This window comes from Bdellovibrio sp. HAGR004 (genome assembly GCF_055397015.1).
Window position 1 is genome coordinate 3,390,140 of record NZ_AP029176.1, and the last position, 26,435, is coordinate 3,416,574.

General features: G+C 50.3%; 20 protein-coding genes. 11 read left to right on the top strand and 9 right to left on the bottom strand.

What is annotated here, in order from left to right; genetic code table 11:
• Positions 1-99: 99 nt before the first annotated feature.
• The 4 genes from ACZ5ZV_RS16835 to ACZ5ZV_RS16850 are packed head-to-tail and all read right to left on the bottom strand — an operon-like array spanning position 100 to position 3,279.
• Positions 100-1,308: an ABC transporter permease gene (locus ACZ5ZV_RS16835; protein ID WP_464118336.1), complete on the bottom strand. Its 1,209-nt coding sequence runs from the start codon at positions 1,306-1,308 to the stop codon at positions 100-102.
• A complete protein-coding gene (locus tag ACZ5ZV_RS16840) occupies positions 1,308-1,991 on the bottom strand; it encodes an ABC transporter ATP-binding protein (RefSeq protein WP_464118337.1) in 684 nt (227 codons plus the stop codon). Before ACZ5ZV_RS16840 ends, ACZ5ZV_RS16835 begins: the two co-directional genes overlap by 1 nt.
• 13 nt (positions 1,992-2,004) lie before the next feature.
• Positions 2,005-2,760, bottom strand: coding sequence for a hypothetical protein (locus tag ACZ5ZV_RS16845; protein WP_464118339.1), 756 nt, complete (start codon positions 2,758-2,760; stop codon positions 2,005-2,007).
• A gap of 3 nt (positions 2,761-2,763) precedes the next feature.
• Positions 2,764-3,279, bottom strand: coding sequence for a hypothetical protein (locus ACZ5ZV_RS16850; protein ID WP_464118340.1), 516 nt, complete (start codon positions 3,277-3,279; stop codon positions 2,764-2,766).
• Positions 3,280-3,551: 272 nt separating this feature from the next.
• Between ACZ5ZV_RS16850 and ACZ5ZV_RS16855 the strand changes: the two genes are divergently transcribed.
• From ACZ5ZV_RS16855 to ACZ5ZV_RS16880, 6 genes are all read left to right on the top strand, one after another.
• Positions 3,552-4,157, top strand: coding sequence for a hypothetical protein (locus ACZ5ZV_RS16855; RefSeq protein ID WP_464118342.1), 606 nt, complete (start codon positions 3,552-3,554; stop codon positions 4,155-4,157).
• Between the two features lie 460 nt (positions 4,158-4,617).
• The gene (locus tag ACZ5ZV_RS16860) at positions 4,618-6,657 is read left to right on the top strand and encodes a M3 family metallopeptidase (protein ID WP_464118343.1); all 2,040 of its coding nucleotides are present in this window, start codon (positions 4,618-4,620) and stop codon (positions 6,655-6,657) included.
• A complete protein-coding gene (locus ACZ5ZV_RS16865) occupies positions 6,657-7,568 on the top strand; it encodes an NAD(+)/NADH kinase (RefSeq protein WP_464118344.1) in 912 nt (303 codons plus the stop codon). Before ACZ5ZV_RS16860 ends, ACZ5ZV_RS16865 begins: the two co-directional genes overlap by 1 nt.
• A gap of 20 nt (positions 7,569-7,588) precedes the next feature.
• Positions 7,589-9,292 carry a DNA repair protein RecN gene (gene recN, locus ACZ5ZV_RS16870; RefSeq protein ID WP_464118345.1) on the top strand — a complete coding sequence of 568 codons (1,704 nt, stop codon included), beginning with the start codon at positions 7,589-7,591 and terminating at the stop codon, positions 9,290-9,292.
• 76 nt (positions 9,293-9,368) lie between these two features.
• Positions 9,369-10,310, top strand: a complete 942-nt coding sequence (locus tag ACZ5ZV_RS16875; protein WP_464118346.1) for an NmrA family NAD(P)-binding protein — start codon at positions 9,369-9,371, stop codon at positions 10,308-10,310.
• A gap of 93 nt (positions 10,311-10,403) precedes the next feature.
• Positions 10,404-12,452 (top strand): S9 family peptidase, encoded by a 2,049-nt coding sequence (locus tag ACZ5ZV_RS16880; RefSeq protein ID WP_464118347.1) that lies wholly within the window; start codon positions 10,404-10,406, stop codon positions 12,450-12,452.
• Here the strand turns inward: ACZ5ZV_RS16880 and ACZ5ZV_RS16885 are convergent.
• The 3 genes from ACZ5ZV_RS16885 to ACZ5ZV_RS16895 all read right to left on the bottom strand — a co-directional run bounded on the left by ACZ5ZV_RS16885 (position 12,449) and on the right by ACZ5ZV_RS16895 (position 16,670).
• On the bottom strand, positions 12,449-13,255 hold the full coding sequence (locus ACZ5ZV_RS16885; RefSeq protein ID WP_464118348.1) for a L,D-transpeptidase: 807 nt from the start codon (positions 13,253-13,255) through the stop codon (positions 12,449-12,451). The two genes, ACZ5ZV_RS16880 and ACZ5ZV_RS16885, sit on opposite strands and share 4 nt — an antisense overlap.
• A 162-nt stretch (positions 13,256-13,417) precedes the next feature.
• Positions 13,418-16,102: an aconitate hydratase AcnA gene (gene acnA / locus ACZ5ZV_RS16890; RefSeq protein WP_464118350.1), complete on the bottom strand. Its 2,685-nt coding sequence runs from the start codon at positions 16,100-16,102 to the stop codon at positions 13,418-13,420.
• Between the two features lie 19 nt (positions 16,103-16,121).
• Complete coding sequence (locus ACZ5ZV_RS16895) at positions 16,122-16,670, bottom strand: NUDIX domain-containing protein (RefSeq protein WP_464118351.1); 549 nt, start codon at positions 16,668-16,670, stop codon at positions 16,122-16,124.
• A gap of 195 nt (positions 16,671-16,865) precedes the next feature.
• Here ACZ5ZV_RS16895 and ACZ5ZV_RS16900 point away from each other — a divergent pair, with 195 nt between their 5' ends.
• From ACZ5ZV_RS16900 to hmgA, 5 genes are all read left to right on the top strand, one after another.
• Positions 16,866-17,624 carry a hypothetical protein gene (locus tag ACZ5ZV_RS16900; RefSeq protein ID WP_464118352.1) on the top strand — a complete coding sequence of 253 codons (759 nt, stop codon included), beginning with the start codon at positions 16,866-16,868 and terminating at the stop codon, positions 17,622-17,624.
• A 120-nt stretch (positions 17,625-17,744) separates the two neighbouring features.
• A complete protein-coding gene (locus ACZ5ZV_RS16905; protein ID WP_464118353.1) occupies positions 17,745-18,314 on the top strand; it encodes a hypothetical protein in 570 nt (189 codons plus the stop codon).
• A complete protein-coding gene (locus ACZ5ZV_RS16910; RefSeq protein WP_464118354.1) occupies positions 18,311-21,217 on the top strand; it encodes a tail fiber domain-containing protein in 2,907 nt (968 codons plus the stop codon). The genes ACZ5ZV_RS16905 and ACZ5ZV_RS16910 overlap by 4 nt, the downstream gene beginning before the upstream one ends.
• A 122-nt stretch (positions 21,218-21,339) precedes the next feature.
• Positions 21,340-22,515, top strand: coding sequence for a hypothetical protein (locus tag ACZ5ZV_RS16915; protein ID WP_464118355.1), 1,176 nt, complete (start codon positions 21,340-21,342; stop codon positions 22,513-22,515).
• A 155-nt stretch (positions 22,516-22,670) separates the two neighbouring features.
• Positions 22,671-23,957, top strand: a complete 1,287-nt coding sequence (hmgA, locus tag ACZ5ZV_RS16920; RefSeq protein WP_464118356.1) for a homogentisate 1,2-dioxygenase — start codon at positions 22,671-22,673, stop codon at positions 23,955-23,957.
• A gap of 36 nt (positions 23,958-23,993) precedes the next feature.
• Here the strand turns inward: hmgA and ACZ5ZV_RS16925 are convergent, their stop codons facing one another.
• Both ACZ5ZV_RS16925 and ftsZ read right to left on the bottom strand, forming a co-directional pair.
• Positions 23,994-24,755 (bottom strand): UDP-2,3-diacylglucosamine diphosphatase, encoded by a 762-nt coding sequence (locus ACZ5ZV_RS16925; protein WP_464118357.1) that lies wholly within the window; start codon positions 24,753-24,755, stop codon positions 23,994-23,996.
• Positions 24,755-26,395, bottom strand: coding sequence for a cell division protein FtsZ (gene ftsZ, locus ACZ5ZV_RS16930; RefSeq protein WP_464118358.1), 1,641 nt, complete (start codon positions 26,393-26,395; stop codon positions 24,755-24,757). Before ftsZ ends, ACZ5ZV_RS16925 begins: the two co-directional genes overlap by 1 nt.
• Positions 26,396-26,435: the final 40 nt, after the last annotated feature.

A 26,435-nucleotide genomic window follows, 5' to 3' on the forward strand; every position in this document is an offset into this window, starting at 1 on the left:
TTGGCACCGCTGACCAAAAAGTGATCACTTTGAGACAACAGATGACTCATAAAAAAGCGGCCTTCGTGGCCGCTTTTCTTTACGCTACTGTCATGGAGCTTAAGTGGATCTTAAAAGCTCGGGAATGGATTTCTTCAACAACTTCCACACCGGCCACAAGCTGGCCAGAACCGTGGCAATCATGGGTAACAACAACGCCTGGATATAGTGCCCCGCCTGAATATCCAAAAAGACAAAGAACTGCCTTGTGATTCCCGGAGCCGGAGGCAGCGGAATTCCTTTGGAAAGCAAGGTCTTGTCCACCAAAACGGCCAGACAGATTCCCAAAAAGCCCCCCAGAATTCCCAGCAAACTGTTTTCGATCATCAGGATCTTAAACAAGCGACTGCGCTTTTCCCCATTGGCGCGCAGGGCCCCCATCTCACCCGCCCGCTCTAACAAACCCACGGAAATCACATTGAAGATTCCCATGGCCACAATCACCAGAATAATAGAGCGGATGAAAGAGAACTGCGCATTGAGGAAGTCCACCGAGTTTTGATAGTAGTTCTTATCCAGAATCTCAAACGGCACAGCCTCCAGTTGTGGATTGGCTTTGCGCAAATCACTGTCCACCTGAGACCACGTCTCGACACCTTTTGTTGCTAACGAGAACATCTCCACACGCTGGGTATCCAGCAACTGCTGGGCTTGCTTCAGGTCCACACGATAGAAGGAATCATCAATGATCTTTTTTCCAGTAAAGAAGATCCCGGCCACCGTCAGATCCGCGCCGTTCAGCTGACCATTCACTGTTTGTGTCAGCAAAGTCACCACGTCCCCGGCCTTGGCATCGATGCTCTCTGCCAGACCTTTTCCAAGAATGATCTGATCTTGTCCCTGCAGATCGTGACCTTCGATAAAGTTCATCTCGGTGAAGAATGTGTTTTCCCTTTCCGGGATCACACCCTCGCCTTTACCGCCCAATGTAATGCCGCCTTTGACGATGAAGGAATAGAACGACACCCGCGGGAACACTTGAGTCACCGCCGAAGAGCTGCGAATCTGCTGTTCAATTTCCTCAGGGTTTTCAAACCACAACTTCCATGGGGTTTCATGGACCTTGCCATAATAATTCTGCGGGAACACCTGGCCATAGCCGTAGTAACCATGAATGACATTTTCACGATACTGATTCATCACGCCGGTGTTGAAGCCCTGATAGATCAGCAAGCCTGCCGCCCCCAAAGCCACCGTACAAAGACTGGCCCAGGTTCTGCGCGGATTACGGAATAGATTTCGCCAGGAGATTTTTAGAAGTTCCAACATTACACAGCCCCTTTATCAATCTGCCCGTCTTTCATGCGATACACCGACTTGGCAAAGCTGACCAGATGCGAATCATGAGTTGAAAAGATAAAGCTGGTATTTTCAGACTTCTGCAGTTCCTTAAACGCGTTGATGGTCTTTTCCGCCGTCACAGAATCCAGGTTGGCTGTGGGCTCATCCGCCAGGACCACCGCAGGCTTTTTGGCAATCGCACGCGCAATCGCCACACGCTGACGCTGACCTCCGGAAAGCTCCAGAGGTTTCTTTTTCGCATGGTCCGCAAGACCCAGAAGATCCAAAGTTTCCATTGCCACTTTGTGGGCGTTGGACTGGTTGTAACCCAAGGAAGGCAGGAAGTAAGAGGTGTTTTCCAGAACCGTCAGGGTCGGAATCAGATAGAAGGCCTGAAAGATAAAACCGACCTTATGTAAACGAACATTTTCTTTTTCCGATTCCTTCAGATGTGTGACGTCTTCACCGGCGAACTCCAGATGGCCGTTGCTGGGAGTATCGATCAAACCCAAAAGGTTCAGCAAAGTGGTTTTTCCCGTTCCACTGGGCCCGACGATACAGGTGAAGCATCCTTTTTCCAGTTCCAGATCAATGCCCTTAAGAACCGGCACCTGTTCGCCATTCCACAGATAGGAATATTCGAGTCCCTTAAGACGATAAAGAGCACTCATGCTGCTGACTCCTTTAAAGATAAAAACGGAAACCCAGAGTGATATAGCCGCCAGAAAGATTCAAGTCCCGGCTGTCGCCGGAAGCATCCGTGACTTTATCGCCACTGTTGACGGGGCCTTTGAATGTTGTGACGGATTTGGTGTATTCCAGATTGTCGATATTCAGTTGACGATAACCGAACTCCACCACAATCGTGGTCGTGTCTGTCAACAAACCTTCATACCCCAACGAAGCATTCAGCATCGTTGCAGAACCCTTGGCCTCGATCCCATGATCCGTGACACCCGGATAGGCGGCCTGACCGGCGGCGGTCAAAGTATAGTCATTTTTCAGGGTGATACTGGCGCTGCCCACACCGACGGAAACAAAAGAGCGAGAGGTGTTGTTCCCGTGCAGGTTCAACTCCAGAGCCAGCTTTGGTGCATATCCCAGAATTTCACTGTTGGCACTGTACAGTTCGGTCCCGGCATTTTCCGCACGGGAACCTTCCAGATTTGTAGGCTTTAAAACTTCAAATCCAAAGCGCAAACTGGCCGCTGGCCGGGAATAAATAAACCCGAACTCGCCCGCGTAATTGTAGTTCACCGTTCCGCTGTAACTGAAAGAAGCAGAGGCCTCGTTATCCAAAGCCGCAGTCCCCACCTGAGAACCTCCGGCACCGACACCGAAATAAGCTGCGAAGGATTCTTTGTTGATGTTGAAAACCCGGGCCTGTGCCGAGGTTGCCGTCAAAATCAGGGCTGCAGAGAGCAGGAAGTGCACTTTCACTTCCTACTCCGTGATCAAATCAATAACGACTTTGCTGGTGCTTTTTTTACCAGCCACCTGATAAACACGCACTTTGGTGTTTTTCTTCAGATCCATCGTCAGGTTCAAAGAACCGTCCACCGGGTCCAGACTCATCTGGGTGCGGGAAACTGCCAATGAAGATTTCATAATCGCGGCCAGTCTGTTTTGGTCCACATTAGAGCGAGGCATTTGTGCAAAGTCGATCACCAGACGCTGAGGATTCTTTTTCAGTTCGGCATAATAATATCCGGGCCAACCCTTCAAAGGAGCCCCGTTCATATCACCGACATCAAAGACCAAACGCTCGACTTTCTTTTTCGCGTCTGCAGTTCGGCGCACATCCATCAAAGTAAATGCACTGCCAGCCAAACCACCGTAGCTGGCTCCCTCGCCGCTAAGAATTTTTGTCGCGACAGGTTTTGTATTTTTAGAAGAAATCGCTGCCTGGCCAGGAACAGCCAAAAGCAGAGCCATTACACATCCAATGTACTTTATCATGGTCGACTCCTTTCGATCATCACCCTCTAAGCCTAAAGGGGAACAAGCCGTCTGCCAACCCCCAAACTCAGTTCGGACTTACTTTTGACAGAGCAAGTGTGCAGCCAAAAGTAAGTCCGAACCTTTTGGGGCGCCGAGTGACGATTTTGGGCAGCTTTTTGTAAAGTCTGGGGTTAAGGACGAATATATGGCACCTGAGTTTCTCAAAAGAAGGCACGAAACTTGGAATACAGATCCATGTTGAAGAATTTTTTAACTTTTGGGAGTGCTTTATGAAAAGGCTCATTTATTTACTTTTCACCGTTTTCGCTTTGGCTGCCTGCCAACCCGACAAAGATGGCGGCGGCGGCAATCAAACAACGGCCACAACTCCGTTGCAACTGAACTGTATCAATGGAACATCGAACTGTAATACGAATGCCTATGGGTACTATCAGGGCTTCCAGCCTTATAACTTCCCGTACATCAACGGCTATGGCTACGGCTACAATTACGGTTTCAACTACAATAACGTTTTCATCAATCAAGGTTTCTGCGGATGCCCTCACGGTTATCTTCCGACTTACAACGGAACGATGGGCCTGGGCTGTATCCAACAGAACCTGATCTATGACAACCCACCAGGACAGTTGTTCTATTGGTCTTACTCCAATGGCTACACCTATGGTTACATCTGGAGTTACGTTCCAGCCGCACCACAGGTGGCGACGAACTTCCCTCAGTATTCCAATATTCCATCGGCACCCAACAGCTTCGGTTCTTGCTCCCAGAACCTGACCCGCAGCTGCATTCTGAGCCAGGCCAATTCTTGCGACACAGGGGCGACCTGCCGCCAAGTGATTGCTGGCTCAAACTTGGGCGTCTGTGTAAAAAACTAGAGAGCCGCGGCGGACTCTCGACCGTTCTTACGGAATAATACGCCGCAACATCATGGGCCCTCAGAAGGTAAAACCACTGAGGGCCCTTTCTTTTTTTGTCTTGTGCTCGCGACCGGCGCCCTTGGGAGGGGGAGTAGCCCTTTTATGGGGCACGGGCTCCTGCCCTCTGCCGGCACTCGCTTCGCGACCATCCTGGGCCGGAGGCCCCATAAAAGGGCTACTCCCCCTCCCAAGGGCTCAGTTCCCAGTATAAGCCGATCATAAAAACAGCCTTCAGTGGCGCGTGTTTGCTGTGTGGATGGCAGTACCAAAGGATGGCCGTAAAAGCCTCTAAAGTACTGCTTTTTGGGCTGGTCGGTGGTGCCCTGTTGAGTCATTTTTTAATCCGTGGTTTTCCCTTTATTTCGCTCTGTTTTCATGGAAAAAAAGAGGGGTGTTTTATCACTCTTTGGAGGTTCCTATGAATACGACAAATCCTCTCTTAAAACCCTTCACAAACAAAGACCAGGCAGTGCCCTTTGATCTGATCAAAGTGGAGCACTACGTTCCGGCTGTGGAAGAAGCGATCAAAGTTGCCAAGGACAATGTGGCAAAAATCAAAGCCAATCCTGCGGCTCCTGATTTTGAAAATACGATTGTGGCCCTGGAGGCAGCTTCCCTGCTGGCGGATCAGATTTCCACGATCTACAGCAACCTGGAAGTGGCTCATGCAGATGAGGCTTTGCAGGCTTTGGCCAAAGACATCTATCCAAAGTTGACGGCTCTGGCTTCTGATATTTCTTTGGACGCTGAAATCTTCAGTCGCGTGAAAGCGGTTTACGACAAGCGTGCGACTTTGAATCTGAACGGCGAACAAAACCGCCTTTTGGAAAAGACCTACCTGTCCTTCACTCGCAACGGCGCTTTGCTGAACGAGACCGACAAGGAAACTCTTCGCCAGATCGATCAGGAACTTTCCGTTCTTGGGCCCAAGTTCTCTGAGAATGTTTTGAAAGCGACCAACTCTTTTGAAATGATTCTGGACAAAAAAGAAGACGTCGACGGTTTGCCAGAAGGTATTCTGGAAGGCGCTGCAGCCCAGGCCAAAGCCAAAGGTCACGAAGGCAAATGGTTCTTCAACCTGCAGATCCCTTCTTACCTTCCGTTCATGACTTATGCGAAAAACCGTGCGCTTCGTGAAAAAATGTGGCGTGCGTTTTCTTCCAAAGCCTTTAAGGGCGAGTTCGACAACCAGGCCAACGTTCTGAAAATTGTTGAGCTTCGTAACAAACGCGCAAAAATCCTGAGCTTCAGCACACACGCTGATTTCGTTCTGGCCGAGCGTATGGCGAAGAGCCCTGAAACTGTCATGCAATTCCTGAACAAACTTTTGGCGGCCTCTAAAAACGCCGGAATGAAAGACGTGCAGGAACTGACAGAGTTCGCGGCCAAACTGGACGGCTTGACCGAGATCAAACCTTGGGACGTGGCTTATTATTCTGAAAAATTGAAAGAGGAAAAATACGCCTTCAATGAAGAGGACCTGCGCCCGTACTTCAAACTTGAAAACGTGGTGGAAGGTGTCTTTGCTCACGCGAAGAAACTTTATGGCCTGACTTTCAAAGAAAACAAGGACATCCCCGTTTACCACCCGGAAGTGAAAGCTTACGAAATCTATGAAGACGCTTCCGGCAAATACATGGGTCTGTTCTATACGGACTTCTTCCCACGCGAGACCAAAAAAGGTGGCGCATGGATGACTCAGTTCCGCAGTCAGGGCCTGATCGAAGGTGAAATGAAGCGTCCACACGTGAGCATCGTGTGCAACTTCACGCAGCCGACTCCGACCAAGCCTTCCCTTTTGACTTATGACGAAGTTCGCACTTTGTTCCATGAATTCGGTCACGCTTTGCACGGAATGTTGTCTGAGTGCACGTACCCGTCTTTGAGCGGCACGAACGTTTACTGGGACTTCGTGGAACTGCCTTCCCAGATCATGGAAAACTGGGTCGGAGAAAAAGAGGGCTTGGATATCTTTGCCCGTCACTATGAAACCAACCAGCCAATGCCTGCGGAATTGATCGAGAAACTCAAACGCTCGCAAAAATTCCAGGCCGGTTACATGTCCTGCCGTCAGCTGCAATTCGGCTTGATGGATATGGCTTGGCACTCCACAGATCCTGCAACCATCAAGGACGTGGACTCCTTCGAGGAACTGGCGACGGCCGAAACCCGTCTGTTCCCTAAAGTGGATGGCGCGAATTCTTCTTGCAGCTTCGGGCACATCTTTGCAGGTGGCTACTCTGCCGGATATTATTCCTACAAATGGGCAGAGGTTCTGGATGCAGATGCCTTTGAGTACTTCAAGGAGCAAGGCCTGTTCAATCAGGAAGTGGCCAAGAAGTTCAAAGACAATGTTCTGAGCCGCGGCGGCACCGAGCACCCGATGGAGTTGTACAAGAAATTCCGCGGTCGTGAGCCGGATCCAAACGCTCTGTTGCGTCGTGATGGATTGATTTAATGAAAAAGAGTTCGATGAACAAAGACACCAAACAGAGCAAACTGATTCTGAAGGAAAACGGCAGCATTGGTTTGGTCTATCGCCTGGAGACAGCACTTGCGGTCTCTTTGGCTAAGAAGGTTGCGGAGTTTTTGAAAGAACGCGGCTTTGACGTCTTCACCTGCCCCGATCAAAAAGTCGTCGCGGGCACGAAGGCGGCAAAAACCAAGAAGCACATGGATGATCTGAAACTGGTCATCGTGCTTGGTGGTGACGGGACTTACCTGCGTGCCGTGCGCCTGCTGGAAGGCCGCAGTGTTCCTATTCTGGGCTTTAACATGGGCTCACTGGGTTTCCTGACCGCCCACAATGCCGATTCCTGCTTTGAGATCATCGAAAAGACTCTGGACGGAAAAATGGTGCAACGTCCGCGCTCTATGATCTTTGCGAAGATTCTACGCAAAGGGAAAGTGCGTGAAGAGCACCACGCCCTGAACGATATGGTGATCGAAAGAGGCTCGATGTCTCAATTGATCAACACCGCCATTTATTCTGAAAAGTTCCTGGTCAGTCAGGTGAAGGCCGACGGTTTTATCGTCGCCAGCCCTTCGGGATCCACGGCTTATAACCTTGCGGCAGGTGGCCCTATTTGCCATCCTGAATCGCCGGTGTTTATCGTGACCCCGGTGGCGCCGCACAGTCTGACCTCGCGCCCTTTGATCTTCCCAGATGAAAAAGAGCTTTCATTTAAGCTGGAAGGTAAAACCCAAAAGGCGCACTTTATCGTGGATGGACAAAAAGTGACTGAGATCACCGCAGAAGACGAAGTGGTGGTCAGTCGTTCTTGTTACGATCATTGGATGGTTCGTGAGCCCAATCACAACTACTTCCATTTGCTGCGTGAAAAATTAAAGTTCGGCGATCGAAACTGATCTTATAGGAAACAAAGATTATGTTACTTGAGTTGAAGGTATCCAATTTTGCAATTATCGACAGTCTGCACATCTCTTTCAAAGAGGGGCTAAACATCATGAGCGGTGAAACCGGTGCCGGTAAATCCGTTCTGCTCAAAAGTTTGTCCCTGCTTATGGGCGGCAAAGGCTCCAGCGACACCATTCGCACCGGGGCCACACAAGCCACCATCGAGGGTTCTTTTGATATCTCATCCCGTCCGGACATTCAAAAGATGTTGCACGATATGGGTATCGAGGCGGATGAAAACACTTTGATCGTTCGTCGCATCCTGAGCGCTGGTGACAAATCCAAGGTTTACCTGAACGGCAGCTTAAGCACTTTAAACAGCTTGCGTGACATCGTGGCACCCATGGTGGAGCTGGCCGGACATTCCGCCCCGCTGATTGAAATGACCGGTCAGCATGAAAACCGCAATCTGATGTCCAAGCACTATCATCTGGATCTTTTGGATCAATACGCGGGCACCTGGGACAAGCGCCTGCTTTTCACTGAAAAATTCAATCGCTATCATGCGATCTTTGCAGAAATCAAAAAGCTGGAAAGTGATGCAAAACAAAAAGCCCAGCGTCTGGATTTTTTGACTTATCAGCGCGATGAAATCGCCAACCTGGATCTGTCCCCGGGCGAAGATGTTGAGCTGGAAGTCGAAGTTAAAAAACTCAAAAACTCCAACCGCATTGGCGCCTTCGTGGATCAGGCTGAAGCCGCTTTGTACAATGACGACGATTCCGCCATCAGCCGTCTGAATGCCATCCTTAAAAAAGGTCTGGAGCTTTCCAGCGTGGACCCGCAGATTGCGGCGAAGCTGGAAAATCTGGAACAAGCCAAGACATTGATTGATGAAAGCATCTATGACCTGCGCCAGTATGCAAATAAGATTGATGCCGATCCTCAGCGCCTGGAAGAAGCCGAAGGCCGCTTGAGCGATCTGCGCAAGTTGCAAAAAAAATACGGCTCCACGGTCGATGATATTCTGAAAGCTTTGATGGAGATGGAAATTGAAATCTCCAACCTGCAAAACTCTGAATCCAAAGTGGAGTCTTTGAAAAAAGAAGCCGCTGTTCTTCTGAAAGAACTGGAAACCCTGGGCGCGGAACTGCACAAACGCCGTCAAAAAGGAGCCGAGCTTCTGGCGGACAGCGTGAATGCGGAACTTCTGGATCTGAACATGAAAGGCGTCACCTTCCATGTCATGACTGAAAAGCTTCAGGAGCTGGCGTCCACGGGGATGAGCGATGTGGAATTCCTCAGCCAAACCTCGGCCAAAGACGCCAAACGTCCGTTGGCGAAGTTTGCCTCGGGGGGCGAGCTGAGCCGCATTCTGTTGTCTTTGAAGCGTGTGGTGGGCTCGAGCAATCAACCACGCACTTATCTGTTTGACGAAGTCGATACGGGTGTATCTGGCGAGACGGCAGAAAAGGTCGGCCGCAAGCTGCGCACCATTGCCAAAGGACAGCAAGTCGTCTGCGTGACTCACCTTCCGCAGGTGGCAGCTTTCGGGGATATCCACTTCTTTATTCAGAAGTCCCCGCAAAAGGATTCCGTCAGCATGGTTGTGTCAGAACTCAAACAAAAAGACCGTGTCCAGGAGATCGCTCGCCTTATCAGTGGCGAAAAGATCTCCAAGACATCTCTGGCCCACGCAGAACAACTGCTGACTGACGCGAAATCCAGCCGTTAAAAGTCCTTTCCTAATTGTAAGTTCAGAACCTCCTTGTCTCCCAGTTACCATGGGTTTCTAACAAGGAGGTTTTTTTATGATTCTCGTTATGGGAGCCACGGGCAACATCGGCTCTAAGATCACCGCACATCTGCTGGCCAATGGGCAAAAAGTCCGCTGCGTGGCCCGCCATTTCCCCAACAAAGAGGCCTTTCGTGGTGCGGAGCTGGCGCAAGGTGATGCCAACGAAGTCGGCTTCCTGATGGATTGCATGCGCGGATGCTCCGCCATCTTTACGATGATCCCTCCAAACATGTCCGCGAAAGAAGTGCGGTTTTATCAAAATAAATTCGGCGAAGTGATCGCCGAAGCCATCGAAGAAGCTGGCGTCAAAAAAGTCGTCAATCTATCAAGCATCGGGGCAGATCTTGAAAGCGGCACCGGACCGGTGCTGGGGCTGCATGATCAGGAAGAGCGCCTGAATGCCATCACCCATGCCGACATTGTTCACCTGCGCCCCGCCTATTTTATGGAAAACCTTTTGGGAGGAATTCCCAGCATTCTTTCCATGAACCGTTATTTTGGAATCATTCCTGCCGAAGTTCCCATCTCCATGGTCGCCACGCGGGACATTGCCGCACGGACGTCTTTTCTTTTGATGAATCCGGACTTCAAAGGTCACAACGTCGAATACCTGCTGGGGGAACGGGAGATCAATCATCTGGATGTCATGAAAGCCCTGGGAAGAGCCATTAACAGACCAGAACTGGAATATGTCGAAGTCCCTTCAGCAGAAATGCGCAACTACCTGATTGGTGCCGGCATGACAGAGGACTGGGCCGATGCCTTCATCGAACTGGGCACATCCCTGGGGAATGGCACCATCAGTGGCACCGTTCAAAGGGACAAAAAGAACACCACCGCAACCTCGATTGAAGAGTTCGCACGAACGACCTTCCTGGAAGCTTACAATCGTGCCGCCGGGAAAGAAGATCTGCGCAAATCCAGACCGTCCCCGTCAGGAGAGGCTAGACCTTGATTGTGGCAAATGCTTCCCACTCCCGGAAGACAGTGATAGCTTTTTTGAATGAAAAGAAGTGTCTATCTTATTGTTCTTCTGGGAGTGTCCTGCATGCATAAAAACTATCTTGATTATCCAAAACCTGAAAAAATCACCACTCAACTTTCCAAGCACGGCGACGTCCGCATGGATGATTATTTCTGGTTGCGCGAACGCGAAAATCCAAAAGTCGTCGATTACCTGAAAAAAGAAAATGCCTATACAGAATCCATGATGAAGCCAGCCAAAGAGCTGGAGGAAAAAATCTTCCAGGAACTCAAAGGCCGTGTCAAAGAAGACGAATCCTTCGTTCCGGCTAAAGATGGCGAATACTACTATTCCGCCCGTTATGAAGTCGGTCAGCAGTACCCCTTGCACACCCGCCACAAAGGCAGCCCTCAGGGGCCGGAAGAAATTCTGATTAACGTGCCTGAACTTGCCAAGGGTCACAGCTTCTTCAGCTCCACAGGCCCCCGTATGAGTCCTAATCAGCAGATGATGGCCTATGCTGTGGACACCGTGGGTCGCCGTTTCTACACGATCTATTTCAAAGACCTAAAAACCGGAAAAACATTGCCAGAGAAAATTGAAAACGTCACCGGCAACCTGGCTTGGGCCAATGACAATGAAACGATCTTCTATTCCGAGCAGCATCCGGAAACTCTGCGCACGGAAAAGATCTATCGCTACAATCTTAAAACCCACAAGAAGGATCTGATCTATCACGAAAAAGACGACACCTTCAGTGTGTATGTGTATAAAGCCCTGTCCGAGAAGTACATCTACATCACGTCCTACAGCACCCTGACCACCGAAGTGCAGTTCCTCCCGGCGGACAAACCACAGGAGAAATTCAAAGTCTTCAATCCCCGCGAGCGCGCCCACGAGTACTCCGTCACGGACGGCGGTGATAAGTTCTATATTATTTCAAACAAGAATGCGCCCAACTATAAACTGATGGTGGCGGACCCTGCGCACACCGATGAGAAGCACTGGAAAGAGCTGATTCCTCATCGCAAGGATGTCTATCTGGAAAGTGTGACGGTCTTTAAGAACTTCATCGCCCTGGACGAGCGTAAAAACGGTCTGACTCAGGTTCGCATTGCAGACCGCGATGCTCAAAATCCTTACGAGCTGACATTTGCAGACCCAAGCTACCTGGCCTCTGTCGGCGATAATCGTGAATACGACACGGACTGGCTGCGCTACAACTATGAATCCATGCGTCTGCCTGATTCCGTTTACGATCTGAACGTGAAAACCAAAGAACAGGTTTTAAAAAAGACCAAAGAGGTTCCGAACTACAATCCGGAACTTTATAAAACTGAGCGTGTATTCCTGACTGTTCGCGACGGTATAAAGGTGCCCGTATCCCTGATCATGAAGAAGGACTTCAAAAAAGATTCTTCCGGTTCCATGCTGGTTTACGGCTATGGCTCTTATGGCGCCAATATGGACCCGTGGTTTAGCAGTTCTGTTTTCAGCCTGGTGGATCGTGGTTTCGTCTTCGCCAAAGCACATATCCGTGGGGGCTCTGAAATGGGCCGCCATTGGTATGATCAGGGGCGTACTCACAACAAGATGAATACCTTCTTTGACTTTATCGACGTCACAGAAGCATTGATCAAAGATGGCTATGCAAAGCCTGAACACACGTTTGCCATGGGTGGCAGCGCCGGAGGCCTTTTGATGGGAGCCGTGATGAATCTGCGCCCGGACCTTTACAAAGGCATCGTTGCGCAGGTTCCATTCGTGGATGTGATCTCCACGATGCTGGACGAAAGCATTCCCCTGACCACCAGTGAATATGACCAGTGGGGAAATCCAAACGTGAAGGAAGACTACGAATACATTCGCAAATACTCCCCTTACGACAATGTGAAAGACCAGGCGTATCCGAATGTTCTGGTGACCACAGGATTCCACGATTCCCAGGTGCAATACTGGGAGCCCGCAAAATGGGTTCCTAAATTAAGAGAGCACAATAAGGGAACTTCGATGATTCTTCTGAAGACGGATATGGAATCCGGTCATGGAGGAGCTTCGGGCCGCTTCGACAGTTTGAAAGAAACGGCCACGGAGTATGCGTTTATTCTGATGGTAAACGGGACTAAAAATTAGTCCCGAACATCCTGAACGATGATCAAAGCACTGAACGTGTTGAACTTCACAACTTCGCCCGTTCTTTGATTTGTCCAGTATTGTTTGTTGATATATCTCACGCTGCCATCTTCATTCAGCACCGGAGTTCCGTCCGGATTGATTTCAGGGATGGTAGCCCCTTCAGTTGCCTCGACACGTTTAAACAGCTCTTCAGCGGTTTTGCCATCCTGACGAGTGCATCCACCGGAAGCACGGCTGCCAAGATAGTCAGTGTACTTTCTGTAAACCTCGTGCAACGCAAGACCGTTATCAACATCATAGAAGATCGCAAACGGCATTGAAGAGTCCCAAGAACTGGAAACGTGATCTTTAGAAAGGAACTTCGGTGTGAAGTATCCTGTCGGAGTCTGAGACCAGTAGGATTTAGCCGGAGCACCTGTGCAAACCTTGTTTTTACGTTTCAGTTCCAGGCTTTCACGACCCGTGGACACTTTGCTGTTGATAATCTGACGGCCATATTCATAAACGCGCATCGTCTGGGCGGTGCGACCCCGGTCAGATTTGTTGATCACGATCACATAGCGGAAATCGCGCATCCAGGGTTTGGAATAGAAATCGTTTTCGGAGAATTCCTGACTGCCCAGATGTTCGGTCAAGCGAGGTGTGACCATTTTTTCGTAGGCATACGTCTGACTGTATTCCTGATCGGAATACTTACAGTCATTGAATTGATTTTTTACTTTCCCCCAGAACGAGGCCGAAGCCGTTTGGCTGATGATCATGACGGCTGCCACGGCACCGTATTTAAGAACGTTCTTCATATACACTCCGTTTCTTTTATAGAACGAAGTCTTCCCAGCAAATACTTTGCCACATTTTGAGACAGTGACGAGCAACCTGTTGATCCTCAATAACAAAGGGGGGTGCTCCACCCCCCTGTATTGTCAGATCGTCTAAAAGTTTGACAGCGTTTCTTTTGCTGCCTAGACAAGCTTACGAAGAACGTAGTGAAGAATTCCTCCATTTTTATAGTATTCAAGCTCCACTGCCGTGTCGATGCGTGAGCGGACTTTCACTTCCTGCTGACTGCCGTCTGTGCGATGGATCGTCACCGTCAGATCCTGCTGTGGTTTCATCCCCGTTTCGATACCGCGGATATCAAACGTTTCAGTGCCATCCAGGTGCAAGGCTTTGCGATCCGTGCCCGCATGGAACTGCAAAGGCAACACTCCCATCCCTATCAGGTTGGAGCGGTGAATACGCTCGAAGCTCTCTGCGATCACCGCTTTCACTCCCAGTAAGCGAGTTCCTTTTGCCGCCCAGTCACGGGAGGATCCTGTGCCGTACTCTTTCCCGGCGATCACCACCAATGGCGTACCATCAGCCTGATACTTTACTGCCGCATCATAGATCGCCAGTGTTTCGCCACTTGGCAGATACTTGGTCATGCCACCTTCCACCCCGGCCAGCATTTCGTTTTTGATACGGATATTGGCAAAAGTTCCGCGCACCATCACCTCATCATTTCCACGGCGTGAACCGTAGGAGTTGAAGTCATGAGGCTGCACCCCATGCGAAGTCAGATAGCGCCCTGCCGGAGAATCCTTCTTGATACTGCCCGCCGGAGAAATATGATCCGTGGTGATAGAGTCTCCCAAAATAGCCAGGGCCCGGGCCCCTGTGACATCATGAAGTTTTTCGGGGCTTCCGCTCATGCCCTCAAAGTACGGAGGATTTTTGATGTAAGTGCTTTTCTCCCAAGCGTAGGTTTGTGAGGCGGTCGTGTTGATTTTTTGCCAGTCTTCTGTTCCGGCAAAGACATTTCCGTAGCGCACATCAAACATCTTCGTTTCCACTGTCTTGTTGATGGTGTCTTGAATTTCCTGAGAACTTGGCCAGATGTCTTTCAGGTAAACCGGATTCCCGGCAGAATCCTTACCTAACGGATCTTTGGCAATATCAATCATCATATTACCCGCCAGAGCATGCGCCACCACCAGCATCGGGGATGCCAGATAGTTGGCTTTCACATGGGGATTAATGCGGCCTTCGAAATTTCGGTTACCGGAAAGAACCGATGCCACCACCAGATTTCCTTTTTCCACCGCGTGAGCAATGGGTGCTTCCAAGGGACCAGAGTTACCAATGCATGTGGTACAGCCATAACCCACAAGGTTAAAGCCCAACTGATCCAGATAAGTTTGCAGACCCGAACGTTCCAGATAATCCGTCACCACCTGGGATCCCGGCGCCAAAGACGTCTTCACCCACGGTTTCACTTTCAAACCTTTTTCCACGGCTTTCTTGGCCACCAAACCCGCACCAATCATCACTGAAGGATTGGACGTGTTGGTGCAGCTCGTGATTGCGGCAATCACCACGTCCCCATGCCCCAGGGAATAGGCCTGAGAATCCACTGTCACCGCCGATGCCGCTTTCGATGCCTTATCCGCCGGTACTTGGAAGCCCGTGATCAGCTGCTTGGAAAAATCCTGGGCCGCCTGGGCCAGCACCACACGATCCTGAGGACGTTTGGGACCTGCCAATGACGGCTCAACTGTTGACATATCCAGATGTAAAGTGTCGTTAAAATGATAGTGTTGTTCCGCCTCTTCCGAACGCCACAAACCGGTTTCCTTGGCGTACGCCTCCACCAGTGCGATCGTTGCCGAGTCACGTCCGGAAAGTTTCAAATACTTGATCGTCTGTTCGTCCACCGGGAAGAAGCCACAGGTCGCACCGTATTCCGGCGCCATGTTGGCAATCGTCGCACGATCCGCCAAGGACATTGAAGTCAGGCCCGGCCCATAGAACTCGACAAATTTACCAACCACACCCTTTTTGCGAAGCATTTGTGTGATTGTCAGAACCAGATCCGTTGCCGTTGTGCCTTCCTTCATTTTACCTTCAAGACGGAAGCCCACCACTTCCGGGATCAGCATGCTTAAAGGCTGTCCCAGCATCACCGCTTCCGCCTCAATACCCCCAACGCCCCAGCCCAGCACAGCCAGACCATTGATCATTGTGGTGTGACTGTCCGTTCCCACCAAAGTATCCGGAAAGGCGGTGTGACCGTTCAAACCATTTTCAGACCAAACGGTTTTTCCCAGGTATTCCAGATTCACCTGATGGCAGATTCCTGTGCCTGGAGGAACCACCTTGAAGTTTTGGAATGCCTGCTGTCCCCATTTCAGGAAAACATAGCGCTCGTGATTACGCTCAAACTCCATCTTGACGTTTTCATCAAAGGATTTCGGAGAGGCAAAGGAATCGACCATCACCGAGTGGTCAATGACCAGATCCACCGGCACCAGAGGATTGATTTTTTTCGGATCACCGCCCAGGGATTTCATCGCATCGCGCATGGCTGCAAGATCGACCACCGCCGGAACGCCGGTAAAGTCCTGCATCAGAACTCGTGCAGGGAAAAAGGAGATCTCACGGCTCAAAGACTCTTTGCTCAGGCTTAGCAGAGAATCAATGTCTTCTTTACTGACATGCAGGCCGTCCTCGTGGCGCAGAAGATTCTCCAAAAGAACCTTCAGCGACACCGGGATTTTTTTCAGATTAGGATGGTGAATTTTATGAGGATTGAAGATCGTGTAGCTCTGTGAGCCCACCTGAAGCTGAGACTTTGTTTTAAAACTGTCTTTGGATTGAATGAACATGAGAGGCTCCTTCCGCCTCTCAATTCCACTCTCCTTTTAAAAATTTATCAAGCCAAAAAGCCCCGATCTGGGTTTTCACATCACTGACTTTTCCCTCGAAAACCAGGCGCATCAAGTCTTCTGGTTTTACTTCGACAACCTCAATAAATTCCCCTTGATCCAGGCGTTGTTCCAATTGCACAAGATCTTTTGCCAGATACAGATCGATGTGTTCATTAGAATATCCAATCACCGGATGAATTGTGGTCAGGAACTTCCACTCTTTGGCTTCATAACCGGTTTCTTCCAACAGCTCCCGTTTTGCTGTCAGCAGGGTTTCTTCACCGTGATCACGTTTGCCAGCAGGGAATTCCATGAAGACCTGTTTCACAGCATGACGGTACTGATGAATCATCACGACATTTCCATTCGCCAACAAAGGAATCATCATGGCTGCGCCCGGGTGCAAAATATATTCGCGGGTGTACGTTCTGCCGTCAGGAGCCTGCACCTGGTCCTGTTCGATTTTCAGATAACGTCCTTTAAAAATTTGTTTTGATGAGAGAGTTTTTTCTTCCAAATGCTTCATAAACACAGAATCTCATACAGGGACAATGTTGTCTCAATAATAGTGACTGGACTAAAGATGGTCCCGTCCTTTGTCCAAAAGGTGTATAATCAACATTGCTCATAGCTGTTGAATACACGAGTCTTGTATAGAATAAATCTGTACAAGATTCAGTTGGATAAGATGAATTTTATAAGTCAGATCAGGAGGATCCCTATGAGAGCCTTGAATAAGGTGGGACTGTTTTTGTCCACCGTCATTGCTGTGTCCGTTATCTCAGTTCAAGACGCCAACGCACAAAGACGCTCCAGCCGTGGCCCAAGCCTTTCGGGCGACATGTCTTTGGGAATCGGTCTTTCAACTGTTTCGGCCGGACAGAATGACATGAATTCTTTGATTGATGCTGCCGGGGCCAGCGCGGCAGCGGCTGACACCAAGGATCTGGGAAGTGCTTGGGAGTTTTATGCCAACTGGTCTTATCGCTTCAGCAGCACCATGTACGCCTTTGTTTTCCGCCCCTCTTATTTCACTCAGACCACAGAAGGTAAGGGCAATGACGGCAGTTATGATTACAAGCTGACCGGTTACACGGTGTTCCCTATCTTCCGCATCTATGCGCTGGAAAACTCTTTCATCAAGTTCTATATGCAGACAGGCCTGGGTTACGGAAGTCTGAATGGTGAAATCACTGCTGGCACAAAAAACCTGGATTTCAAAGGAAGCGCCTTTGGGGCCATGGGTGGTATCGGCGTGGACTTCTGCTTTACAGAATCCCATTGCCTGACTGTAGAGGGCAATCTTCGATATATGCCAATCGAACGCAATCTGACCACCGGAGGCAACTGTGCGGCGGCCAACGATATTCCAGGCGTCAGTCAGTGTGGTGGCAGTTCCGAAGTTGAACGCGATGGCAAGGACTTGGCAACAACCATGTCTGGAGTTCAGGGCCTGATCGGCTATACCATGAACTTCTAGTAAGAAATTCGTCTTAAATCAGTACTCGACACACCCTAGGGTCTCTTTAACCGAGACCCTTTTTTTATTCCCGCTTTGAGACTTTAGTCCCCCCTCCTTTATTCCGATAATTTGAATAAGATGCGCACAAGGTACGTCAGTAAAATCGCTATTTTAGGATCCCTCTGGCTGATACTTGCAGGATGCTCTGACAGCAATCCGCAAGTGCAGGTTCTGCGCGCCTTGGATGATCTGACGTTTAATCCTCAATCGATTGTTACTTCCAGCCTCACCTCCGTACCGATACAAGCCCGCTGTGCACAGTATGTGAACACCATCGAAATGAGTCTGGATGGCGGAGCCACCTGGTTGTCTCCGTCCGCCTATGACAACTCCGCGGCGAGTTCCTGTAAAGACGGAAAGTTCCAGGTTCAGCTTTCCAACCTCAAAGCCCCTTGGAATACGATGAACATCACCTCCGGTCAGACGTTGAAGGTGAAGTTCCGCGCACAGCCTCGTCCCGGTCACTATTTCTACAAGGAAGTTGAAATCCAGTACACACCTTCCACCTCGCGCAGTCAGGACATGCTTGTCGGTTCTGCGACCGAGCAAAATGGCTCGGGCCTGCGACTGAAAAGCCGTCTGCGCACCTCATCCCAGCATGTTGCCACGGGTGGAAACTTCCGCATCCAAGGGAGAATCACTGAATGACATCCCTAGGCAGAATCTTTGCTTTTTTAAGTTCTTTGCTTTTGCCAGCGGCCGCCCAGGCGGCTTCGCCCTCTGCGGGAGCAATGTTTGTCTATGAAGGCCTGCTGACGGACACGGCCGGCACACCCATCACCTCCCCGCAAACGGTGACTTTGCAAATCACAACTGGCGACAGCACATGCACCATGTACGAGGAAACTCACAACGTCGCTCCGGGTGGTCAGGGCGAATTCAGTGTGATTGTCGGCAGTGGAACACGCACGGATTCCACCAACAATACGGCCGATCGCATTTTTGCAGTCAGCGGCTCGGCAACCTGCACCTCCGGCGGCACGACAAGTTTCTCTGGATCCTACGCACAACGCCGACTGCGAGTGCAGGTCGGTGCCACCACCTTGACTCCGGATATCGTCATCAACAATGTTCCCTTTGCAATCAATGCCGCCCGCCTGGAAGACAAAAGAGCCAGCGACTTTGTTCAAACCAGCGCGAATATTTCACAAAGCCGAGCTGAGAATATCTTCAGCCGCTATTCCATTTTAGACTCACTTCTTACTTTGTATTCCGCCCCTGCAGGGAACGGACAGATTCTGATCGGCAACGGCACCGGCTTCAGTCCATCCACATTGACAGCAGGAGCAGGTATCAACATCACCAACGGTCCGGGTTCGATCACGATCAGTGCCTCCGGTGGTGCGGGCTCCGTGACCAGTGTGACGGCCCTGTCGCCGTTGGTGGTCAACAACGGAACCACCACTCCGGAGATCTCCATGCCGGCAGCCAATGGGACTTCCGGCGGCTATCTGACGGCCAGTGACTGGACAACCTTCAGCAATAAGATGGATAAAACTCTGGCTGACGGAAAAGTTTTTGTCGGCAATGGCGGCGTGGCCACCGCCGTTTCTGTGAGTGGGGATGCCACTCTGAGCAATGTCGGGACCCTGACTCTGAACTCGGTCAATACTGCCGGGACCTATTTTAAAGTTGTGACCGACTCCAAGGGTCGTGTGACTTCAGGCTCTGCCTCTTTGGTGTCTGGGGATATCCCGAATCTGGACTGGAGCAAAATCACTTCGGGCAAACCGACGACGATTGCTGGATACGGAATCACGGACGCCGTCATGAAAACCGGTGACGTGATGAGTGGTGCCCTGAATATGGGCAGTAACGACCTGGTCAATACAGGCCACATCGTCATGAGCTCGCAAAAAACCTTGCGCCTGGGAACTTATACCGATGCACAAGAAACCACGCTGACCGGCACCCTGAGCGCGGTGCACGTGGGTTACAGCTGGTACAATTCCACCTCAAATCAGATTAAATACTGGAATGGTTCGGCCGCGGTGGCGCTGGGCTCTGCCGGTGCGGGAATTACAAGTCTTACGGGTGATGTCACAGCTTCAGGTGCTGGCTCTGTTCCTGCCACGATTTCCTCCAATGCCGTGACAACCGGAAAAATTCTGGACAGCACAATTCTTAAGGCCGATCTGAACTTTGGCGGAACCAACGCAGCAACTTCAGGCATGATGTTTGTCGATAACGCTGGAAAGTTCTTCAGCTTCGTGTGTTCAACCGCCGGACAAGTCCCCACTTGGACAGCCACAGGCTTCACCTGTCAGATACCTGCGGGCTCCGGTGGCACGGTCACTTCTGTCAATGGCAGTGGCCCTGTGCAAGTGTTGAACTCGACAACAAACCCTACGATCAGTGTCAACGACGCCACGACCAGCGCCAAAGGTGTGGTTCAGATTGGATCCGGTCTGAATGTTTCCGCTGGGGTCATCTCCGCCAATCCATCAACTTTCCCCAGCACCGTACCGGTCAGCAAGGGTGGAACAGGCGTAACGACACTGGCGGCAAATAAGCTGCTGATGGCTAATGGCACTGGCGACGCACTCGCCGAGTTCAGTTGCGCCCTGGGGCAGATCATCACCTTCAATGCCTCAAACGTTCCGGGATGTACAACTTATACCGGGGCTGGCCTTCTTTTGAATGGCGGCAACAGCTTTACTGCTCCAATTAACATTGGCACAAATGACAACCAGCCTATGAGCTTTAAAACGAACAATGCCACTCGTATGACTTTGGATGAAACCGGCCGTGTGGGTATCGGTACCGGAGCCCCCAGTGCGCCTTTGACGGTCGCTGGCTCTGGCGAAGTCGCTCAGTTTATTTCAAACAGCACCGGCGGTATCGCCGTCGACACTACCGCCACCAATTACAATCCATCCCTGATAATGAAGAAGTCTGGCTTGAAACGCTGGACTATTATGGTAGATGCCAACCTTGAGACCGGTTCCAACGCCGGATCGAATCTGTCGATTCTGCGTCACAGTGATGCCGGATCTGTTCTGGGCTCTGCCATGACTATTGACCGCGCCAGTGGCAATGTTGGTATCGCAACGCCAAACCCACTTTACACTCTGCAGGTCACAGGAACTGCTGCTTTAAGTTCCAGCACGGCGTGGACCATGGCTTCAGACCAGAGACTGAAAGATGTTGATGGTCAGTTTGAATACGGTCTGAATGAAATCCTGCAACTTCGCACTGTTCGCTATCACTACAAAAAGGACAATCCAATGAAACTGCCGGCGGATCAACCGCTGACAGGATTTATCGCCCAGGAAGTTCAAAAGGTCATCCCCGATGCCGTTCGCACTAATTCGCGTGGCTATCTGGAACTGAATGTGGACCCGATTCACTGGGCCACAGTGAACGCCGTGCAGGAACTGCATGGCATGTGCAAAGCCTCTGAGGAACAAATCCAAAGTATCAACCGTCGCGTTGCTTCCTTGGAAACAGAGGCCGCGGAAAAAGATCAACGCATCCGAAAGCTCGAGGAAGAAAATCAAAGTCTCAAAAAAGATCTTGAGCTGATTAAAGCCAAATTGGGCCTTCAGTAATTCCCAAAGCGAAACCGCTCTTGTGTCTCAATGTAAAACGAGGGCCACGCTTTTCTCCACACTTCTTACATTTTTGTTAAACTTATAGGTATCTGACTGTCGAGGTACGTACGATGACAAAAATGCTTTTAGTCGCACTGTTGCTGATATCCCCTTTTGCATCCGCCAAAAAGAACAAGCTGGAGCAAGGTTCTTTGCGAACCCGCGGTTTGCTGAAAAAAATATCCTGCAGCTATCAGGGCCATGGGAAAACTCCGACAGGAGAGAGCATTGGTTCGATTGATTTTGCGGATCCCGAAAAAACGGTGTGCGACCCGCTTTCGGGTGAAAGCAGTTCTAATACCAACCAGGGGCTTTTTGCAAAGTTGATCGTCAAAGGACCTGAGATGACGACGCCGGTAAGATCGGTGATGGACTTCTATAACAAAGGCCTTCGCCTGGAGCAGGATTTATATTTTGCTGATGTCAATGTCCCGACCCGCCCGTTCACTTCCGGCTTTTCAACAAAGTCCGGAGAAGTCCTGCTGGATGCCAATGGCGAAAAATTGATTGAAAACTTTGCTATCGAATACACTTCCGTGCTGAAGCTTTCGGACCAGGATCGTGAAGGCCATTACGAAATTTCTTTGTTGTCCGACGACGGAGCGCGCTTGTTTGTCAAGGAGGGGGACAGCTGGAACGAGCTGGTGAATAACGACGGCAATCACCCGACCCGCCTGGGCTGCCCGTACCGAACGATTGAGTTGAAAAAAGATTCGGCCATTCCGATCAAACTTCTTTACTATCAGGGACCACGCTATCATATCGCCAATGTGATGTTATGGAAGCATCATAAAAAAGCCCACTCTTGGAAGAAGCCTGCCTCTCATTCCCTGTGCGGCATTCAAAGTAACACTTTCTTCTTCAATCCTAACAACGGTAAGAAGCAGGCCGCGATGAAGGTGCTGGAGCACATGGGCTGGGATGTTGTTGCCCCCGCCAACTTCCAGATGCCGGATTTAAAACCCAACCCGTGCGTGGAGCCGGATTTAGCCATCAGTAACTTCCAGGTGGCCTCTGTTTCCGGTGCCACAGCCCGAATCACATGGTCCACCAATCTGCCAGCCAGCAGTCAGCTTTATATCGTGAATATATTCACGGGTGAGGAAATGTACACCACGCTGGATTCCGAACTGGTCACAAACCACGTGGCCGTGTTGGACGGCTTGATCCATGGTCTGCAGTATCAGATCCAGGCCATCAGTGTTGATGCCAAAGGAAAAGAAGTTCGCAGTCAGCCGATCTTGCTTCTGCCCTAGTTCTTATTTCTCATCCCGGTTTCAAGCTTGAAGCCGGGACCAAAAATACAACGACTGACAGAGGCATTTGGTTGACGCTTCCCGCATTATTCAGCTCCCCGGTTGAGGGGCATCCCAGTTGACTTTTGCCCCCGGGACCTGATTATCTGTCCCTTATGGAAACAAAATATCTGTCAGGTTTTGGCAATCATTTTTCTTCAGAAGCTCGCGCGGGCGCTTTGCCCGCAGATCAAAACTCTCCGCAAAAAGCGCCTCATGGACTTTATCCCGAACAGCTCAGTGGCTCGGCTTTCACAGCCCCTCGCCATACCAATCTGTACTCCTGGCTGTATCGCATTCGTCCGTCGGTCATGCACAAGTCTTTTGTGCCACTAAAGGATCTGACAGCAAAGACCTTCTTCAAACCTCAGCATATCAATCCCAATCAAATGCGCTGGAATCCATTAAAAGCACCATCCGTGCCTGTAGATTTCGTGGAAGGCATTCGCACTGTTTGCGGGGCTGGCTCTGCTCTGGAACAAAGAGGTTTGAGTGCGCACCTTTATGCCTTCAACAAGAGCATGGGTTCACGTTATTTCATGAGCGCTGATGGTGACTTCCTGCTGGTTCCTCAAAAAGGATCTTTGCAGGTAAAAACAGAAATGGGCTTCCTGGAGCTGGAGCCTGGCGAAATCGCCGTGATCCCCCGAGGAATGAAGTTTCAGATCAACCCTCTTAACGGGGATCTTTGTACAGGATACATCGGAGAGAACTTTGGTGCTCCTTTCCGCCTGCCTGATCTGGGTCCTATTGGCGCCAACGGTTTGGCTCATCGTCGCCATTTCCTGACTCCGGTTGCAGCGTTTGAAGATCTTGAAGGAAAATTTGAGTTGATCGGAAAATTCGCCGGTGAACTCTGGTCCGCCGAAATGGGTCATTCGCCTTTGGACGTTGTGGCTTGGCATGGAAACTATGTTCCTTACAAATACGACCTGCGCAAGTTTAACACGATCAACACTGTCAGCTATGACCATCCAGATCCTTCGATCTTCACGGTACTGACTTCACCCAGCGATACGCCGGGTGTTGCCAATGTGGACTTTGCCATCTTCCCGCCACGCTGGATGGTGGGTGAACACACCTTCCGCCCACCGTACTTCCATCGCAACTGCATGAGCGAATATATGGGTTTGATCTATGGTGAATATGACGCCAAGACCGCAGGAGGCTTCGTGCCGGGTGGCGGAAGTTTGCACAACTTCTATTCTGCCCATGGTCCTGACGTGGACGCCTTTGAAAATGCCAGCAACGTGGACTTGAAACCGCACAAGATCGAAGCCACCATGGCCTTCATGTTTGAGTGCCGTTCACCTTATATGGTGACTGATTTCGCGATGGAAAAAGATTTCCTGCAAAGCGATTATCAGGACTGCTGGCAAGGTTTTAAAAAATACTTCAAATAAAAAAAGCCGGGGCAACCCGGCTTTCTATTTTTTGCTTTAAGGCTCATCTTCAGAGGGTAGATAAACCCACTCACCCACGCCGTTTTTCAGACAGAAAACTTTCACACGTTCTTCAAACCACGAGCCCAGATTAATAGCGCGGACACGATGTCCGTTAATTGTTTCTGTGTGATCATCAAAGACATGCATGTGGCCTGATACAATCAGATCAAACGGCTTTTGCGCATAAGCCGTGGCTGTATGCCCGCGGATCATTGAGATCAGTTCACCTTCATTGGACATTCGGTAGTGCCCGCTGCGTTCACGACTTTTTTTGCTGGCTTTGTTACCCAGATGATCCCAGAATTTACCCGGCAAAATATTTCCCAACGGCTTGACGTAGGGATTACGGATGATACTGCGGTATTTGAGATATTTCTGATCGTTCATGTTGATCAGATCGCCATGTTCACAACGCACGCGAACGCCATCAATCAGATAGTACTGTGCCTCGACAAAAACTTCGATCCCCAGACGCTTCTGGAAATAACCTTCGACATGCACATCATGGTTGCCTTCGATGAAAGTGATACGGGCACCCGCCTTGCGCAAATCACCCAGAGCTTTCATCAGAGGATCAAACTTTTTGGCAAAGTAAGTGTGTCCGCCCACCCACAGATCGAAGATATCCCCGAGCATGAAAAGGTGAACTTGCTGCGGATTTCCCGCCAGCAAAGAACGCAAAAAGCGCAACAGGATTTTCCCATTGCGCTCTTCAGCGGTTTTCAAGTGAATGTCGGATATGAACCAGGCTTCCACTATTCTTTATTCAGATCGAAACCTTGTTTCTTGCGGATGAAGGCAGGAACTTCAAGATTCTGGCTGGAGAATGGAGAGCTTAGAACTTCACGAGCCATGCGACGAGCTTCTTCCAAGGACTGTTGTTCATGATCTACGTTCATGGACAACTGCTCTGGATTGCTGTGCTTGGATTTCAAGTCCTGGCTTTCTTTGAAAGCGCGGGCTTTTGCCAACAACATGTCACGTGGAGACAGTGAAGATTCCACTTGCGGTTGAATCGGTGTTGCCACTTCCTGAGAAGGAGCCACCGGAGTCTGAGCAGCCACATTTTGTGCGGCCTGCTGAGCCACTTGCGGAGTCACGGCAGCCACAGGAGGAACAACCACAGTCTCAGTGACCTGAGGAGCTGCCTCTGTCTGCTGTGGTTGATGCGTAAAAGTCATAACCTGGGACTGAACCGCAGAGATCGGCGGAAGTTCAACCGCTGGCATCTGAGGCATCGCAGGCATTTGTGGCATGCTTGGCATTGCCGGCATTTGCGGGAACTGAGGCATTTGCGGCATGGTCGGCATCTGTGGCATTTGCGCCATTTGTGGCATTTGCGGCATCTGCATGTTCATCCCGCCAAACTGCGCTGCATTTTGGTTCAGGAAGTTTTGCATTTGGTTCACTTGCGCCATGTCGTTCACTAGTTTCACATCGTGAGAATCGAAACCAGTCGCAATCACAGTCACACGAACTTCATCGCCCATGCTTTCATCGATAACCGCACCGAAGATGATTTCCGCGTCTTCGTGAGCTGCTTCTGTGATCAGAGTGGACGCTTCGTTCACTTCGTACAAGGATAGATCAGAACCACCAGTCACGTTGATGATGATGCCAGTTGCACCGTCGATTTTTACATTTTCAAGAAGTGGAGAAGAAATTGCTGCTGTTGCCGCTTCAACCGCACGGTTGTCACCTTTAGCAGCACCAGTTCCCATGATCGCAATGCCTTTGGAAGACATAACTGTACGGATATCTGCGAAGTCCAAGTTGATCAGACCGCGGATATTGATCAGATCAGAGATACCTTTAACAGCTTGCAAAAGAACTTCATCGGCTTTTTTGAAAGTTTCCAGAAGCGGAGTTCTTTCAGCTGCGATGGAAAGAAGTTTTTGGTTCGGGATCACGATCAGAGTGTCCACGTTTTCTTTCAGATCCGCCAAACCGCCTTCAGCGTGCTTGCCACGTTTTTTACCTTCGAACAAGAAGGGCTTTGTTACCACACCGATAGTCAAAGCACCCAGTTCACGAGCGATCTTTGCCACGATCGGAGCGCCACCTGTTCCAGTACCACCGCCCATACCGGCAGTGACGAACACCATGTCTGCGCCTTCCAATTTTTCAACGATTTCGTTGTAGGATTCAATCGCAGCTCTGCGACCCACATCCGGATTCGCCCCTGCGCCCAAACCTTTTGTCAGATCAAGTCCCAATTGGATTTTGTTCGGGGATTTGCTGGCGTTCAAAGCTTGGATGTCTGTGTTGGCAACGATGAACTCCACACCGTTCATGCCGGACTCGATCATCGTGGCAACAGCGTTACTTCCGCCACCGCCTACGCCAACGACCTTGATATTTGCTCCGATATTGATATTTTCTTCCAATTCAAACATTTCGATCCTCCCCACAGAATCATCCACCAGCGCTAAGGCT